General features: G+C 64.4%; 8 protein-coding genes. 1 reads left to right on the plus strand and 7 read right to left on the minus strand.

The window, feature by feature from the left end; all coding sequences use genetic code 11:
* Positions 1-20: 20 nt before the first annotated feature.
* The 7 genes from clpB to ETQ85_RS11830 all read right to left on the minus strand — a co-directional run bounded on the left by clpB (position 21) and on the right by ETQ85_RS11830 (position 13,779).
* The gene (gene clpB / locus ETQ85_RS11800) at positions 21-2,600 is read right to left on the minus strand and encodes an ATP-dependent chaperone ClpB (protein ID WP_148579269.1); all 2,580 of its coding nucleotides are present in this window, start codon (positions 2,598-2,600) and stop codon (positions 21-23) included.
* Positions 2,601-2,696: 96 nt separating this feature from the next.
* Positions 2,697-4,058, minus strand: a complete 1,362-nt coding sequence (locus tag ETQ85_RS11805) for an HlyD family type I secretion periplasmic adaptor subunit (protein WP_148579270.1) — start codon at positions 4,056-4,058, stop codon at positions 2,697-2,699.
* Positions 4,059-4,144: 86 nt separating this feature from the next.
* Positions 4,145-6,961: a beta strand repeat-containing protein gene (locus ETQ85_RS27280; RefSeq protein ID WP_148579271.1), complete on the minus strand. Its 2,817-nt coding sequence runs from the start codon at positions 6,959-6,961 to the stop codon at positions 4,145-4,147.
* A 58-nt stretch (positions 6,962-7,019) separates the two neighbouring features.
* Positions 7,020-9,218, minus strand: coding sequence for a peptidase domain-containing ABC transporter (locus ETQ85_RS11815; RefSeq protein WP_222862143.1), 2,199 nt, complete (start codon positions 9,216-9,218; stop codon positions 7,020-7,022).
* Positions 9,219-9,566: 348 nt separating this feature from the next.
* Entirely contained in the window at positions 9,567-10,637 is a 1,071-nt protein-coding gene (locus ETQ85_RS11820) for a lipocalin-like domain-containing protein (protein ID WP_148579272.1), read from the minus strand.
* Positions 10,637-13,129 carry an FtsX-like permease family protein gene (locus ETQ85_RS11825; RefSeq protein ID WP_148579273.1) on the minus strand — a complete coding sequence of 831 codons (2,493 nt, stop codon included), beginning with the start codon at positions 13,127-13,129 and terminating at the stop codon, positions 10,637-10,639. The genes ETQ85_RS11820 and ETQ85_RS11825 overlap by 1 nt, the downstream gene beginning before the upstream one ends.
* Positions 13,126-13,779: an ABC transporter ATP-binding protein gene (locus ETQ85_RS11830; protein ID WP_148579274.1), complete on the minus strand. Its 654-nt coding sequence runs from the start codon at positions 13,777-13,779 to the stop codon at positions 13,126-13,128. The genes ETQ85_RS11825 and ETQ85_RS11830 overlap by 4 nt, the downstream gene beginning before the upstream one ends.
* Before the next feature lie 65 nt (positions 13,780-13,844).
* On the opposite strand from ETQ85_RS11830, the gene hpnC reads away from it, so the two are divergent.
* Positions 13,845-14,666 carry a squalene synthase HpnC gene (gene hpnC / locus ETQ85_RS11835; protein ID WP_148579275.1) on the plus strand — a complete coding sequence of 274 codons (822 nt, stop codon included), beginning with the start codon at positions 13,845-13,847 and terminating at the stop codon, positions 14,664-14,666.
* Position 14,667 lies beyond the last annotated feature (1 nt).

Below are 14,667 nucleotides of genomic sequence, written 5' to 3' on the forward strand. Positions count from 1 at the left end.
ACCCCGCGGTCGCCCGCCGATCAGCCTTTGGCGAACACGATCTTGCCATTGTCGCAATCCACCCGGATCGTATCCTTGGCCGCAAACTGCCCTTCGAGGATGCGCTTGGCCAGCGGGTTTTCGATGTGCTCCTGGATCGCCCGCTTGAGCGGCCGGGCGCCGAACACCGGATCGAAGCCGGCGCGGGCCAGCTCCACCAGGGCCGCGTCGCTGGCATCCAGATGCATGTCGAGCTTGGCCAGGCGCTTTTCCAGGTAGCCAAGCTGGATGCGGGCAATCGACGCGATGTTCTTCTCGTCGAGGGCGTGGAAGACCACCACTTCGTCGATCCGGTTGATGAACTCCGGCCGGAAATAGGTTTTCACCTCGCCCATCACCGCCAGCTTGATGATCTGGTAATCGTCACCGGACATCTGCTGGATCATCTGCGAGCCCAGGTTGCTGGTCATCACGATCACGGTGTTCTTGAAGTCCACCGTGCGGCCCTGCCCGTCGGTCATGCGGCCGTCGTCGAGCACCTGCAGCAGCACGTTGAAGACGTCCGGGTGGGCCTTTTCGACTTCGTCGAAGAGAATCACGCTGTACGGCTTGCGACGCACCTGCTCGGTAAGGTAGCCGCCCTCTTCATAGCCCACGTAGCCCGGCGGCGCGCCAATCAGACGGGCCACCGAGTGCTTCTCCATGAACTCGCTCATATCGATGCGGATCAGGTGATCCTCGGCGTCGAACATGAATTCGGCCAGCGCCTTGCACAGCTCGGTCTTGCCGACGCCCGTGGGGCCGAGGAAGAGGAAGGAGCCGTACGGCCGGTTCTCGTCCGACAAACCCGCGCGGGAACGCCGGATCGCGTCCGACACCAGGCGCACGGCCTCATCCTGGCCGATGACCCGGTTGTGCAGATAGCCTTCCATCTTGAGCAGCTTGTCGCGCTCGCCCTGCATCATCTTCGACACCGGAATGCCGGTGGCACGGGACACCACCTCGGCGATTTCCTCGGCGCCGACTTCAGTGCGCAGCAACTTGTTGGCCGGCTTGGCCTCGCCACTCGCTTCCGCCTTCTTCAGCTGGGCTTCGAGCTGGGGCAGCTTGCCGTATTGCAGCTCGGCCACCTTGTCCAGCTTGCCTTCGCGCTGCAGCTTGACGATCTCGTCCTTCAGGTGATTGATCTCTTCCTTGATGTGGGCGGAGCCCTGCACGGCCGACTTCTCGGCCTTCCAGATTTCCTCCAGGTCGGAGTATTCCTTCTTGATGCGGGCGATCTCCTCCTCGATCAGGCCAAGGCGCTTGAGAGAGGCTTCGTCCTTCTCCTTCTTCACCGCCAGCTGTTCGATCTCGAGCTGGATCTTGCGGCGCTCGAGCTTGTCCATCACCTCCGGCTTGGAGTCGATTTCCATCTTGATACGCGCCGCCGCCTCGTCGATCAGATCGATCGCCTTGTCGGGCAGGAAACGGTCGGTAATGTAGCGATTCGACAGCTCGGCCGCGGCGACGATGGCCGGGTCGGTGATCTCGACGCCGTGGTGAACTTCGTACTTTTCCTTCAGGCCGCGCAGGATGGCGATGGTCGATTCGACCGTCGGTTCGTCCACCAGCACCTTCTGGAAGCGGCGTTCAAGGGCGGCGTCCTTTTCGATGTACTTGCGGTATTCGTCGAGCGTGGTGGCGCCGATGCAGTGCAGCTCGCCACGGGCCAGGGCCGGCTTGAGCATGTTGCCGGCGTCGATGGCACCCTCGGCCTTGCCGGCGCCGACCATGGTGTGCAGCTCGTCGATGAAGAGAATGATGCGGCCTTCATCCTTGGCGATGTCGTTGAGCACCGACTTCAGGCGCTCCTCGAACTCGCCCCGGTACTTGGCGCCGGCCAGCAGGCCGGCCATGTCGAGCACCAGCACACGCTTGCCCTTGAGGGTCTCGGGCACTTCTTCATTGACGATGCGCTGGGCCAGACCTTCGACGATGGCGGTCTTGCCCACGCCCGGCTCGCCGATCAGCACCGGGTTGTTCTTGGTGCGGCGCTGCAGGATCTGGATGGCCCGGCGGATCTCGTCGTCGCGGCCGATCACCGGATCGAGCTTGCCCTGGCGGGCGCGCTCGGTAAGGTCCACACAGAATTTCTTGAGCGCTTCGCGCTGGCCTTCGGCCTCGGCACTGCCCACGGTTTCGCCACCGCGCACTGCATCGATGGCCTGCTCAAGCGCCTTCTTGGTCAGGCCGTTTTCCTTCAGCAGGCGGCCGGTCTCGCCCTTGTCGTCGGCCAGGGCGAGCAGAAACATCTCGCTGGCAATGAACTCGTCGCCGCGCTTCTGGGCGGCCTTGTCGGTCATGTTGAGCAGGTTGCCCAGATCGCGCCCGACAGACACGTCGCCGCCGTGGCCTTCCACCTTGGGCAGACGGGTCAGCGCCTTGGTCAGCGCCGCCTTCAGCCCGGCGCCATTGACGCCGGCGCGCTGCAGCAGCGAGGCGGTACTGCCGTCGTCCTGGTTGAGCAGCGCCAGCAGCAGGTGCTGGGGCTCGATGAACTGCTGGTCGTTGCCGACGGCGAGGCTCTGGGCGTCGCTGAGGGCTTGCTGGAACTTGGTGGTGAGCTTGTCGTAGCGCATAAGGCCTCCGGATTTTTGTCTGAGACCTACATGGGGGAGCGGGGGAAAACTTCAAGACCGGATCCGGAAAAGCCTGCCCCGCCCGCGGTTGTGCGCCTAACGCTCCCGCCCTGCTTCCTGCCAGGCCTTGCGGACCGGCGACAGCAGGTATTCCATCACCGTGCGGTCGCCCTGATGGATTTCGGTGACCAGTTGCATGCCCGCGGAGAGGCGCATCTGCCGGCCGTCGGTGTCGAGGTGCTGGGTGTCGAGATGGACAATGGCCTTGTAGCGCAGGCTGCGCGGGTCGGCCGGATCGCCAGGGCGGCGCTCGGAGGTGGCGCCCTCCCCGGCGTCGGGGCCAACCTGGAGCACCGTGCCGTCGAGCATGCCGTATTTCTGAAAGGGATAGGCCGACAGCTTGACCTTGACCCGCTGGCCGGGATGGACAAAGCCGATGTCCTCGTTGCGGATCAGCACCTCCGCCTGCAGCGGTTCGTTTTCCGGCACCAGCGACATCAGCACGGTGCCGGGCGACACCACGGCCCCCGGCGCATGCACGGCAAGGTCCTTGACGATGCCGGACTCGGGCGCCCGCAACACCAGCAGGCCCGACTTGTGTTCGTTCTTTTCGAGTTCGGCGCGCAGCTTCTGCAGGCGCGACTCAAGCTCGACGCGGTCTCTCTGCAGCTCGCTGTGGTAGCCGGAGGTGATCTGGGCTGTCTTGCGCGCACTGGCGGAAATCATCGACTGCAGGCTCGCGACGGTGGCCTCCTGGGCGCGAAGGTCGCGCTCCTTCTCGATCCGGTCGCGTTGCTTTTCCTCGACGGCAATGGGACTCAGGAAGCCGTCCTTGCCGAGCCTTGCATAGGCATCGGCGCTTTTGCGATAGCTGGGCACGGTGTCCTGCAGCTTGCGCTGAATTTCTTCGGCAGCCTGCAGTTCGTGACGGGCCTTGTCCAGTGCAGCCTGCTCCTGGGCCAGGGTGTCGAGGTAACTCTGGCGATGGGCAATATGCTGCTGGACAACCTGGGTGAACAAGCCGGGGGGATCGCCGATTTCAGCGCGCACCGGACGACCGGCGAGTTCGGCATCGATACGGCGCAACTGCAGGCGCACGAGGTCGAATTCGTTGCGGATCGCCCGCGCGTCGGATTCGGTAGGCACCGCATCCATGCGCACCACCACCTCTCCGCGACGCACCGACTGGCCGTCGTGAACGAGGATTTCCTGGACGATGCCGGCATCCGCCGGCTGCACGATCTTGACGTAAGTCAGCGGAATCAGCCGCCCTTCGGCCGAGGCGACGATATCCAGCCGGCCAAATACTGCCCACACCAGCAGCACCGCAAAAAGCACGACGACGGTGTACAGCACCAAGCGCGGCAGCCGCGCCGGCGGGCTCTCCTGGATGGACAGCAGACCCGGTGCAAAATCGAGGGCATCGCGGGAAAGGGGCTTGATACTTGCGGTATTCATTCAACGTCAATCCATGGGACGGGCAAAGCCCGGCGGGCCGGCACAGGGGGAAATCCCCGCCCATGCCGGCCCGCTTGCTGCGTGGCTCAGGGTGCCATTGCGAAGGCCTGCGGCGAACTCAGGAAGCTCGAATCCTGAAGAATGCCCTGGGTCGCAACGATGCCGACTGACGACAGATCGCCGGTCGTCCCGTACTGGTAGGCCAGATTGCCGCCAAGCGCCGCCGAATCACTGCCCGACAGATGGGTGGTGAGCAGGGAATGGGTCAGGCTCCAGCTACTCAGGGTCGGATCGGAGGTCCGCGCCTGATCGAAACTGCTGACCAGCTCCCCGAAATCGAAGGTTTCGACGCGCTGGTCGCGCAGGGTATCGCTGGAACCCGGGGCGAAGTCCGTCATGGAACCGGTCAGCACCTGCAGCGTCACCAGCTTCTGGCTGCCCACCGAGGTGTACCAGTTCTTGATGGTCACGCCATCGCTGGCGCCGATCGACAAGACGAGGTCATCGCCACTCTTGCTGAAGGCCAGATCGCCGTAGGAGGCCAGCCCACCGAGGGAAAGCGCGTTATTGTCCCCGTTGATGGCATTTACCGTATCGTGGCCGTCGCCGGTGTTGAAGGCGATGAGCGAGGTGCCCGTGCTGGTGGTGATCTCGTCGTTGCCGCGGCCACCCACGAGGAGGTCCCTGCCCACCCCGGCGGTCAGGAAGTCGTCCCCCTGGCCCCCCTTGAGAAGATTGCTGCCGGCACCACCGGTAATGTGATCGGCGGTAACCGTACCTGTAATGGCATCGTTACCGGCCCCGCCATCGATGGCGAAGTCATAGATTTCAAGCGCCGAAAAATCCAGCGTTTCGTTGGCCGCCGTACCGCAAATGGTGTTGTAGCCCCAATTGCCGTCGCCACCGTCGATCACCTGGATGTTCTTCAGGTTGGACAGCTGGTCATTCACATACAGCACATCGTAGGACCATCCGCCCACAATCCCGTTGATGCCGTTACCACCGTCATACTGGTCAACACCGCTGAGATCGCCGCCCGTGTTGAGAATGAAGAGATCATTGCCACCCGCGCCGATCAGCACGTCATTGCCGCCGCCACCGCGAATGAAGTCGCCTGCGGCAGTACCGACAATGCGGTCGTTGCCGAGCCCGCCGTCGATGTAGCAGTTGCGCAGGATCTTGCCGGTGAAGTCGAGCCTGTCATCACCCGACGTTCCGGCGATGGTGTTGTAGGCCCAGGTGGTATCGCCACCATCGATGACCTGGATACCCTTCAGGTTGGACATGTCGCTGGCCACGTGCAGGACGTCGTAGGACCAGCCACCGATAATGGTGTTCACGCCCGTGCCACCGTCGTAGGAGTCGTAACCGCTGAGATCACCGCCCGTATTCAGGCGGAAGATGTCGTTGCCGGCACCGCCGAGCAGCACATCGTTGCCGCCACCACCGATCAGAAGGTCTGCCCCCAACCCCCCCCGGATGTAGTCGTTGCCGGTCGTCCCGGTAATCGTGTCGTTGCCGGCCCCACCGTCGATGATGAAGTTATTGACCGTCATGCCCGAGAAATCGAGCGTATCGCTGGCATCGGTTGCCATCACGGTGTTGTAGCCGAGGTTGCTGTCGCCACCGTCAAGCACCTGGATGTCGACCAGGTTTGCCAGGCGATCCATCACGCGCAGTGTGTCGAAGGACCAGCCACCGACGATGGCGTTGATGCCCGTGCCGCCGTAGAAGCGGTCGCTACCGTTGGCATCGCTGCCGGTAAGCAGCAGAAAGGTGTCATCACCCGCGCCCCCGCTCAGGACGTCATTGCCCGTCCCGCCGAGGATGTGGTCTGCCCCTGCAGTTCCGGTGATGACATCGTTGCCGGCACTGCCATCGATGATGAAGTTGTTCACCTGATAGGTGGAAAAATCCAGCGTGTCGTTGCCGCCGGTGGCCAGGATGGTGTTGTATTGCCAGGTCGTGTCACCGCCGTCAAGAACCTGGATGTTCTGCAGGTTGCTCAACTGGTCCCGCACGTGCAGCGTGTCGTAGGACCAGCCGCCGACGATGGCGTTGATGCCCGTACCGCCGTCGTACATGTCGGTACCGTTGGTATCGCCCGCGGTGATCAGCAGGAAAGTGTCGTCACCCGCGCCGCCGGCGAGGACGTCATCGCCCGTACCACCGCGAATGTAGTCCCCCGCCGAGGTGCCGGTAATGACATCGTTGCCGGCGGCGCCGTCAATGATGAAGTTGTTGACCTGGTAGCTGGAAAAATCCAGGGTGTCGTTGCTGTCAGTGGCCAGAATGGTGTTGTACTGCCAGGTCGTGTCACCGCCGTCGAGGACCTGGATGTTCTGCAGGTTGCTCAACTGGTCCAGCACGTGCAGGGTATCGTAGGACCAGCCGCCGACGATGGCGTTGATGCCCGTGCCGCCGTCGTATATGTCGGTACCATTGGTATCGCCCGCGGTGATCAACAGGAAGGTGTCGTTACCCGCGCCGCCATTGAGGACGTCATTGCCGGTGCCGCCGCGGATATGGTCGTCGCCGGCCGTGCCGGTGATCGTGTCGTTACCGGCCCCGCCGTCGATGATGAAATTGCGGACCTCCACGGCAGAGAAGTCGAGCGTGTCGCTGGCATCGGTAGCCAGGATGACGTTGTTCTGCCAGGCGCCGTCACCGCCGTCGAGGACCTGAATGTCCTGCAGGTTGGCGAGACCGTCGGTGACATGCAGCGTATCGGCGGACCATCCCCCCACGATGGTGTTGACACCGCCGCCGCCGATGAACTGGTCGGTGCCGTTCGCGTCCCCGCCCGTCGTGAGCTGAAAGGTGTCGTTGCCGGCGCTGCCGACCAGCATTTCGTCGCTGGAGCTGCCGTACACGGTACTGGAGGCGGTGGTGTCGATTGGCATTTTCTTCTTCCCTGGTTGGTTGTTGTTCGTGTTTGTGACGTATTGCGAAAATTTCCGCTCAGGCGGGCGCCGGTGCAGCGCGCTCCTGGCTTGCGGCGCCCGCGCGTTCGCCGCTGAGCACCGTCACGCGCTCGGCCCCGATGCGCACCACCTCGTCCACACGCAGGCTCCTGGGCAGCGCATGGGTGATGAAGAGCATCGTCACCTTGCCTTGCAGCTGGTTGACCGTGATGGCGAAGTGTTCGGCGGTCTGCGGATCGAGGGCGCTTGTCGCTTCGTCGAAGATGAGGATCTTTGGCTGCTTGAGCAGCGCCCGGGCAATGGCCAGCCGCTGACGCTGTCCGCCGGACAGTCCGGCACCGCGCTCGCCGATCGCGGTCTGATAACCCTGCGGCTGCTGCTCGATGGCAAGGTGGATTTCGGCCAGTTTGCAGGCATGTACGATCTGCTCGAAGCTGGCATGGGGATTGGCGGCCAGCAGGTTGTCGTAGATCGTGCCGGAGAACAGCACGGTTTCCTGAGGCACCACACCAAAGTAATGGCGCAGTTCGTTGGCAGAAAGGTTGCCGATATCCGTGCCGTCGATGCGGATCCGACCGTCAGCCGGCTGATAGAAACCCTGCAGGAGCTTGGCGAGCGTGCTTTTTCCCGAACCGGAAGCGCCCATGATCGCCACCGTGCTGCCGGGCCGAACGGTCAGGCTGAAATCACGGTAGAGGTAGGGCAGATTGTCGGCATGGCGAAAGGCCAGCCCCTCGATTTCGATGAGGCCCTTGCCCTCGCGTACCCGCGAAGGGAGGAGCGAATAAGGCTCGGTCGGCGCGTTCATCAGATCGCCCAGCCGGCGTACCGACAGGTCAGCCTGCTGGAACTGCTGCCACAGCCCGACCAGACGCATCATCGGTTGTGAAACCTTGCCGGCGAACATCTGGAAGGCCACCAGCATGCCAATCGTGAACTCGGAGCCCTGCATCACCGTCCATGCGCCCATCACCAGAATGAGCAGACTCATCAGTTGTTCGAGTGCCGACGCCGCCGTACTGTAGGTGTTGGCAAACTGCCGCGTGCGGAACGAGGCGCTCAGGTACTCGGCCAGGTAGTCGGCGTAGCGCTGCTTGAGCTGGGGCTCCATCTGCAGGCTCTTGACCGTCTCGATGCCGGCGACGTATTCGGTCAGAAAGGCCTGGTTGCGGGCCCCGAGCAGAAACTGCTGGTTGAGCTGGGCCTGGAACATCGGCGCCACCAGCAGGCTGAGAACCACGACAGCGCCGAGGATCCCCATCACGATCAGGGTCAGGGTCAGGCTGTAGGTCAGCATGACGCCGACGAAGATCAGCAGGAAAGGCAGGTCGAGCATCAGCGTCACGGCGGCGCCGGCCACAAACTCCCGAATCGTCTCGACACCATTCAGGCGGGCCGAGATGACCCCGGTCGGACGCTTCTCGAAGTAGCGCGGCGGCAGGCGGAACAAGTGCTCGAAAACCGCTGCGGCGAGCACCGCATCGACGCGGTTGCCGGTGTGCAGGACCAGATACTGGCGTACCCAGGTCAGCAGCGCCGAGAAAACCATGAACACCGCCATCCCGATGGCGATGACCGCCAGCGTGCTTTCGGTGCGATGAACCACCACCTTGTCGATGATGGTCTGGGTGAACAGCGGGGTCCCCAAGGCCAGCAACTGGATGACCAGCGACGCCAGCAACACGTCGCGCCACACCTTGCGGTGACGCAACAGCTCGGGGATGAACCAGCGGAAACCAAACGCCCTGGCGACTTCTTTCTCGGGATTGACCGGTGCAGCTTTTTCCCGCGCCACCAGAAAAACAAAGCCGGCGTACTGGCGGGCAAAATCATCCGGCGACAATTCGGCAGGGGCGTTGGTGCAGGCAGCAAAGAACAGCACACGCTGCGCCGAAATATCCGTCACCAGGCCCAGCCCGGCAGCCCCCTCTTCTCCCGCAGACTCGACCGGCGCCAGCAAAGCCACACACGGAAAGGCGGCGGTACCCAGTTGCGAGGCCGACAGCGCCTTGAACTTGATCCGGAAACCCAGCGCACGCGCGGCATGCACCAGCGTATCCGTGTTGTATGGAGGCGGAAACTGCCGCAGCAGCAATTCAGCATCGAACGGAACCCGGTTCAATGCGCACAAGCTGCCCAGCGCCCACACGAAGTGCGCCGGATCAAGCGTCCATCGTGCTCCATCCCGGGCATGAAGCCCAAGCGCCTGCATGGCGGGCTGTGCGCTCCACGGCATGCTCAAGGCCACAGCAAAAACGGCACACCGCCGCCATCACAAACCTGATCCCATATAGCTATGGGGCAAACACCCGACGGCCCCAATTTAAACATCAAATGCAATCCGCTTAAGACAATGTCAAAGGATGTTATATCGATAACCTAACATTCTTTCGTGACTTTTATCACGGACAAAACAATAAGAAAAAATACATAAAAAGTACAATAAATTACTAAAAACAAAGGTTTTTTTAAAAAAACGAAAACCCAAAAAAACCATGCAACCTATTTTCACCCTATGCGAATCAAAAGTTTCAAAACCTCCCTCAAACCCCTGCATATCGCACCACAACAAGGAAAAACAGATCTAACCGATACGAATACGTTCTCCGTATCCGGTCATTTCCAGATAGCCCCGCCCAAACTCTCGACCAGCCTCCATCACCCGCACAGCCCCTTCCCAGTAAACCGCACCGGTAGACCGGCTGCTATCCAGCTCCTGATCGTCGAGGAGCGGCTGCAGATGGAAAAATCGCCAGCCGATGCGCACCCGCCACTCCACCGGGTACGTAATACCGGTACGAGTCGAACGCCACTGGCGCAGCGCCTCGAAACCGATGTCCACGGGCGACAGCACCCGGGCCGGGCCGTCTGTCGGTCGAAAAGTGGCGGCCGCCCACAAGGCCCGGCCATCCCTGCCGCGCATCCGGAAAGCCATCAGCGCACTGCCGTCGTCCAGATTGAGGCCGACCCAGTCCCAACCCTGAGCCCCATCCGGCAGCAGTTCGCTGGACCATTCGTGGTCGAGCCAGGCATGGCCGGTCACGCTCTGGGAGCGGCCCTCCAGCGTGACCGAGCCACTCACCTTCAACTGCGGACGGCTGTAGTAATAACTGGCGTGACGCGAGTCCGGCGCCTTGGTACTGAAGCCGGCCCGACCGTTGAGCACGGGCGGATCATCGGCAAGCAGATCCAGCGCGTAGCTGAAATCCGCCGCCCGGACTTCCGCCCGGTAGCGCTCACCGGTCTGCTCGAAACGCCAGTCGCCCACCCACACACGGGTGTGCCCGCTCTCGAAACCGGCACGACCGAAACCGACCCGCGCCGAACGCTCGTCATGGCGCAGGCGCCCCAGGCGCGGATCGGCGATGGCCGCATGGGCAAGGATCAGTTGGCGCGGCGCAAAGGCGCTCGGGCTGCCCTCCCCCATGCCGGTGCGCACACGAAAGAAGGTGGTCTGAAAGCCCAGCGGCGTACCGTCCGGCACATGTAGCCAGCCAGTCGCGTACCACCACTCGGTACGAAAATCCGGGTGAGCACCGTGATCCGCCGGAAAAACCAGTCGGCGGCCGGGCAACACCGGCGCGAAGTCCACCGCCCGCGCGCCACGCCACACAGGCAAGCCAGCCAGCGCCAGCAGAAATACACGTCGATCCATCACCAGTCCTCCCGCACCGCCAGCACCGCGTCCTGGCGCATGGCCTGACGCCCGGCGAGCACCGCCGCCAGCGCCGCCAGTGCAATCAGGCCAACGCCGAACAGCGCCAGCGAGCCCCACGGCACATGCAGATCCATACTCCAGTGGAAACTCTGCCGATTGACCACCTCGATCAGCACCAGCCCGATGGCGCCACCCGTCAGCAGGCCACCGAGCACGCCGACGCCAGCCGCCAGCGCCCCTTCCTGGGCCAGCATCCAGCCGATCTGACGACGTGTCAGGCCCAGGTGACGGAGCATCCCGAACTCCCGCCGGCGCGCCGCCGCCAGTGCCGCAAAACTGGCCGCCACACCGGCCAGGCCGATGGCTACCGCCACCGCCTCCAGCAGATAAGTGACAGCAAAAGTGCGGTCGAAGATACGCAGGCTGATGGCACGGATTTCCCCCGGCCGGGCGACTTCCAGCGCCCGGGCACCGGCCATCGTCGTCAGCGCATCAGCCACCTGACTCGCGCCAGCCCCCGGGGCGAGCGCAATCGCCGCATCATTGGCGAGACGGTCACCGGTAAGACGGCGGTAATCACCCAGGTCGATCATCACCGCACCGGTCTGGCGCGCGTAATCCCGCCACACGCCAGCCACATGCACCGCCACCCGGCGCCCGGCAAGGGGCAGATCCACCTGCTGACCGGGCTGCCAGCCATACAAATCCTGCATCGCTTCGGAAATCCAGACTTGCGGCCCCTCGCCGCCGGGATGGACGCGGCCTGCCAGCGGCAACTCGCTGCCGTCCTTTGACACCGGCCGGGCGATCAAGGCTACCGGAGCCTGACCAGCGGCCAGGCGCAGGCTTTCGTGACGAGTGAAAGCCACCTGCCCGACACCGGGCGTAGCGGCAATGCGCCGCTGCAAATCCTCATCGAGGTAGCCGCTGCCGCTGGCCTTGCCGGCGCGCAGGTAGAGATCGGCGGGCAGGATCTGGTTCAGCCACTGATCCACCGAATCGCGGAAGGACGCCACCATGATCGCCATGGCGGCCGCCAGCGCCACGCTGGTCAACACCCCGGCCGCCGCCACCACCGCATGCCCCGGCGCAGCCCCGAGACGGGCCAGTGCCAGACGCGCCGGTACCGGCCCCCGCGCCGGCAACAGCCAGGCGACCCCCGAGGCCACCGCCGGCAGCAACATCACCGCCCCGGCCAGCAGGCAGGCCACCGCCAGATAACCGCCAAGCGGCAAACCATCGACGGGCGGAATCCCGCACGCAGCAACGCTCAGCGCCAGCAAAGTCGCACCGCAGACCGGATGCCCCCGCCCGCCCAGCAGCGCAGCCTCATCACCGGCCTTCAACGCCTGCGCCGGCGACACGGTGGCCGCCTCCCGCGCCGGCAACCAGGCGCCGGCCACGCCAGCGAGCATGCCAAGGGCAACGTAAGCGACACTGACACCCGGCTGGAACTGCAACTGCGGCGTGAGCCCGGAAAAGTAACCGGCCCCCAGATCCCCCCCAAGCAGCACCAGCGCCCCCCAGGCCAGGCCGTAACCCAGCGCCGTACCCACGAGCCCACCAGCCAGTCCGACCGCCGCGCCTTCGGCCACCAGCCAGCCGAACAGGGTGCGTCGGGACAGCCCGATGGCGCGCAGAAAGGCAAACTCCGTACGCCGCCGCACCACCGACAAAGCCTGGGCCGAGAAGACAAGGAAACCGCCGGTCAGCAGCGCCATCGCCGCCAGCATGGTCAGGTTCACCCGGTAGGCCCGGGACAGATTGGCGGCCTGATCCTCTGCCGCCTCCGGCGCCTCGACGAGCACACCGGCCGGCAGAACGCCCTGCAATACATCACGCACCGCGCCGGGCTCAACGCCGTCGACCAGTCGCAGATCAATGCGCGTGAGCCGCCCCAGCCTGCCGAAACGGGCCTGCACGGCGGCGATGTCCATCACCGCCAGCCGTCGCGCGTCCCCCGCAGCGGGCAGATCGCCGGCAACACGCAGCGTCACGTCCGTCGCCCCCACCTGCAGGCGGATCGCCTCACCGGACTTCAGGCCAAAAGCCTGGCGCACCGCCGCGCTCACGAAGATCCCGTCATCGGCCAGCACCGCAAAGCGCTCCCCGCCCTCATCCGCCCGGGGCAGCAGCAGTGGCGTGACCCGGGCCAGCGCAAAGACATCCACGCCGAGGAGCGTGAGCGTGTCCTCCCGCCCGGCCAGCTTCACCTCCACCTCGACCACCGGACTCGCATCGGCGACTTCGGGGCGGGCCGCCAGCTGCGCATAAAGCCCTTCGTCAAAGCCACCGCGCGGCCCGACCACCTGCAAGTCCGCCTGCCCGGCCAGCGAACGCAAGCCACGCCCAAACTCCGACAAGGCCGCCTCGTGCACCGCCTGCACGGCCATCCCCAGTGCCACACCGAGCACGATGGCCATCAACGAAAACAGCGTCGCCACACGTCGGCGGGCCAGCGAGCCAAGAAAAACCGGCGCCAGCTTCATCCGACCAAACCCTTGGCAGTCAGGCGCAATACCCGGTCGGCAGTCGCAGCCGCCTCCAGCGAATGGGTCACCAGGATGCCGATGGCCCCGGCCTCGCGGATGCGCTCGCCGAGCAAGGCCAGCACCTTCGCCCCGTTGGCCGGGTCGAGATTTCCGGTAGGTTCGTCGGCCAGCACCAGACGCGGCCGATGGACCAGCGCCCGGGCAATCGCCACCCGCTGCATCTCGCCGCCAGAAAGCTCCCGCGGCCAGCTGCCGGCCCGCTCGCCCAGGCCGACGGCATCGAGCAGTTGCTGCGCCGGGCCGTCGGCGGCCAGGCCATCGACACCCTGCAGCCACAGGGGCAGAGCCACGTTCTGGCGCACGGTGAGATGGGGCAGCACATGAAAGGCCTGAAAAACGAAGCCCAGCTTGTCGCGGCGCAAATGGGTCAGCGCATCTTCGTCGAGCGTCGAATAGTCGCTGCCGTCCAGCACCAGCCGCCCGCCATCTGGTCGATCCAGCCCGGCGATGAGGTTGAGCAGTGTCGATTTGCCGACGCCGGACTCGCCGACGATGGCCACGTAGTCACCCGGCGCCAGGCGCAGGGACACGTCCTGCAACACCGGACGAGCGTTGAAATGACGGGAGATGTTTTCGATTTCGAGCATGATGAGTCTGAGGGGTCCAAGGCCGGTCGGTTCCGTCGCGTGCGCAGGGTATACTCCGCGCGCCCATGCCCGTTGACCACTACGAAAACTTCCCGGTCGCCTCCTTCCTGCTGCCCGCGCGCCTGCGCGAGCCGGTGGAGGCCATCTACGCCTTTGCGCGCAGCGCCGACGACATTGCCGATGAGGGCGATGCCCTGCCGGTGATGCGACTCGCCCAGCTCAACGACTACCGCCGCGCCCTGCACGCCATCGAGCAGAATCGCCCCTTCGACGATCCGGGCCTCGCCCCGATCTTCGAGCGCCTCGCCCGCAACATCCACCAGTTCAAGCTGCCCATCGGTCTCTTCCGCGACCTGCTGGACGCCTTCAGCCAGGATGTGGGCAAGACGCGCTACACCGACTTCGCCGAGTTGACCGACTACTGCCGCCGCTCCGCCAACCCGGTGGGCCGCCTGCTGCTGTGTCTGTACCGGGCCGAAACGCCGGACAACCTGATCATGTCCGACCAGATCTGCACCAGCTTGCAGCTCATCAACTTCTGGCAGGACGTCGCCATCGACTGGCAAAAGCAACGCATTTACCTGCCCCTCGCCGACATGCAGCGCTTCGGCGTGACCGAGGCCGACATCAATGCCGGCGTGGTCAGCCATGAATTCTCGGCACTGATGGACTTCCAGGTCCAGCGGGCCCGCAGCATGATGCGCCACGGCGCCCCCCTCGCCCGCCGCCTGCCCGGCCGTATCGGCTGGGAATTGCGCCTGATGGTGCAAGGCGGGCTCGCCATACTCGACAAGATCGAGGCGAACGGCTACGACGTATTCCGGCACCGTCCGACCCTCGGCAAGACAGACTGGCTGCGCCTCGCCTGGCGCGCCACCATCCGGTAAG

Source organism: Zoogloea oleivorans, assembly GCF_008107625.1.
GTDB classification, from domain to species: Bacteria; Pseudomonadota; Gammaproteobacteria; order Burkholderiales; family Rhodocyclaceae; genus Zoogloea; species Zoogloea oleivorans.

Coding starts and splice junctions, on each gene's coding strand:
- ETQ85_RS11825 (WP_148579273.1), bottom strand. CDS start 13,129: ATGAAGCTGGCGCCGGTTTTTCTTGGCTCGCTGGCCCGCCGACGTGTG.
- ETQ85_RS11805 (WP_148579270.1), bottom strand. CDS start 4,058: ATGAATACCGCAAGTATCAAGCCCCTTTCCCGCGATGCCCTCGATTTT.
- ETQ85_RS27280 (WP_148579271.1), bottom strand. CDS start 6,961: ATGCCAATCGACACCACCGCCTCCAGTACCGTGTACGGCAGCTCCAGC.
- ETQ85_RS11830 (WP_148579274.1), bottom strand. CDS start 13,779: ATGCTCGAAATCGAAAACATCTCCCGTCATTTCAACGCTCGTCCGGTG.
- ETQ85_RS11815 (WP_222862143.1), bottom strand. CDS start 9,218: ATGCCGTGGAGCGCACAGCCCGCCATGCAGGCGCTTGGGCTTCATGCC.
- clpB (WP_148579269.1), bottom strand. CDS start 2,600: ATGCGCTACGACAAGCTCACCACCAAGTTCCAGCAAGCCCTCAGCGAC.
- ETQ85_RS11820 (WP_148579272.1), bottom strand. CDS start 10,637: ATGGATCGACGTGTATTTCTGCTGGCGCTGGCTGGCTTGCCTGTGTGG.
- hpnC (WP_148579275.1), top strand. CDS start 13,845: ATGCCCGTTGACCACTACGAAAACTTCCCGGTCGCCTCCTTCCTGCTG.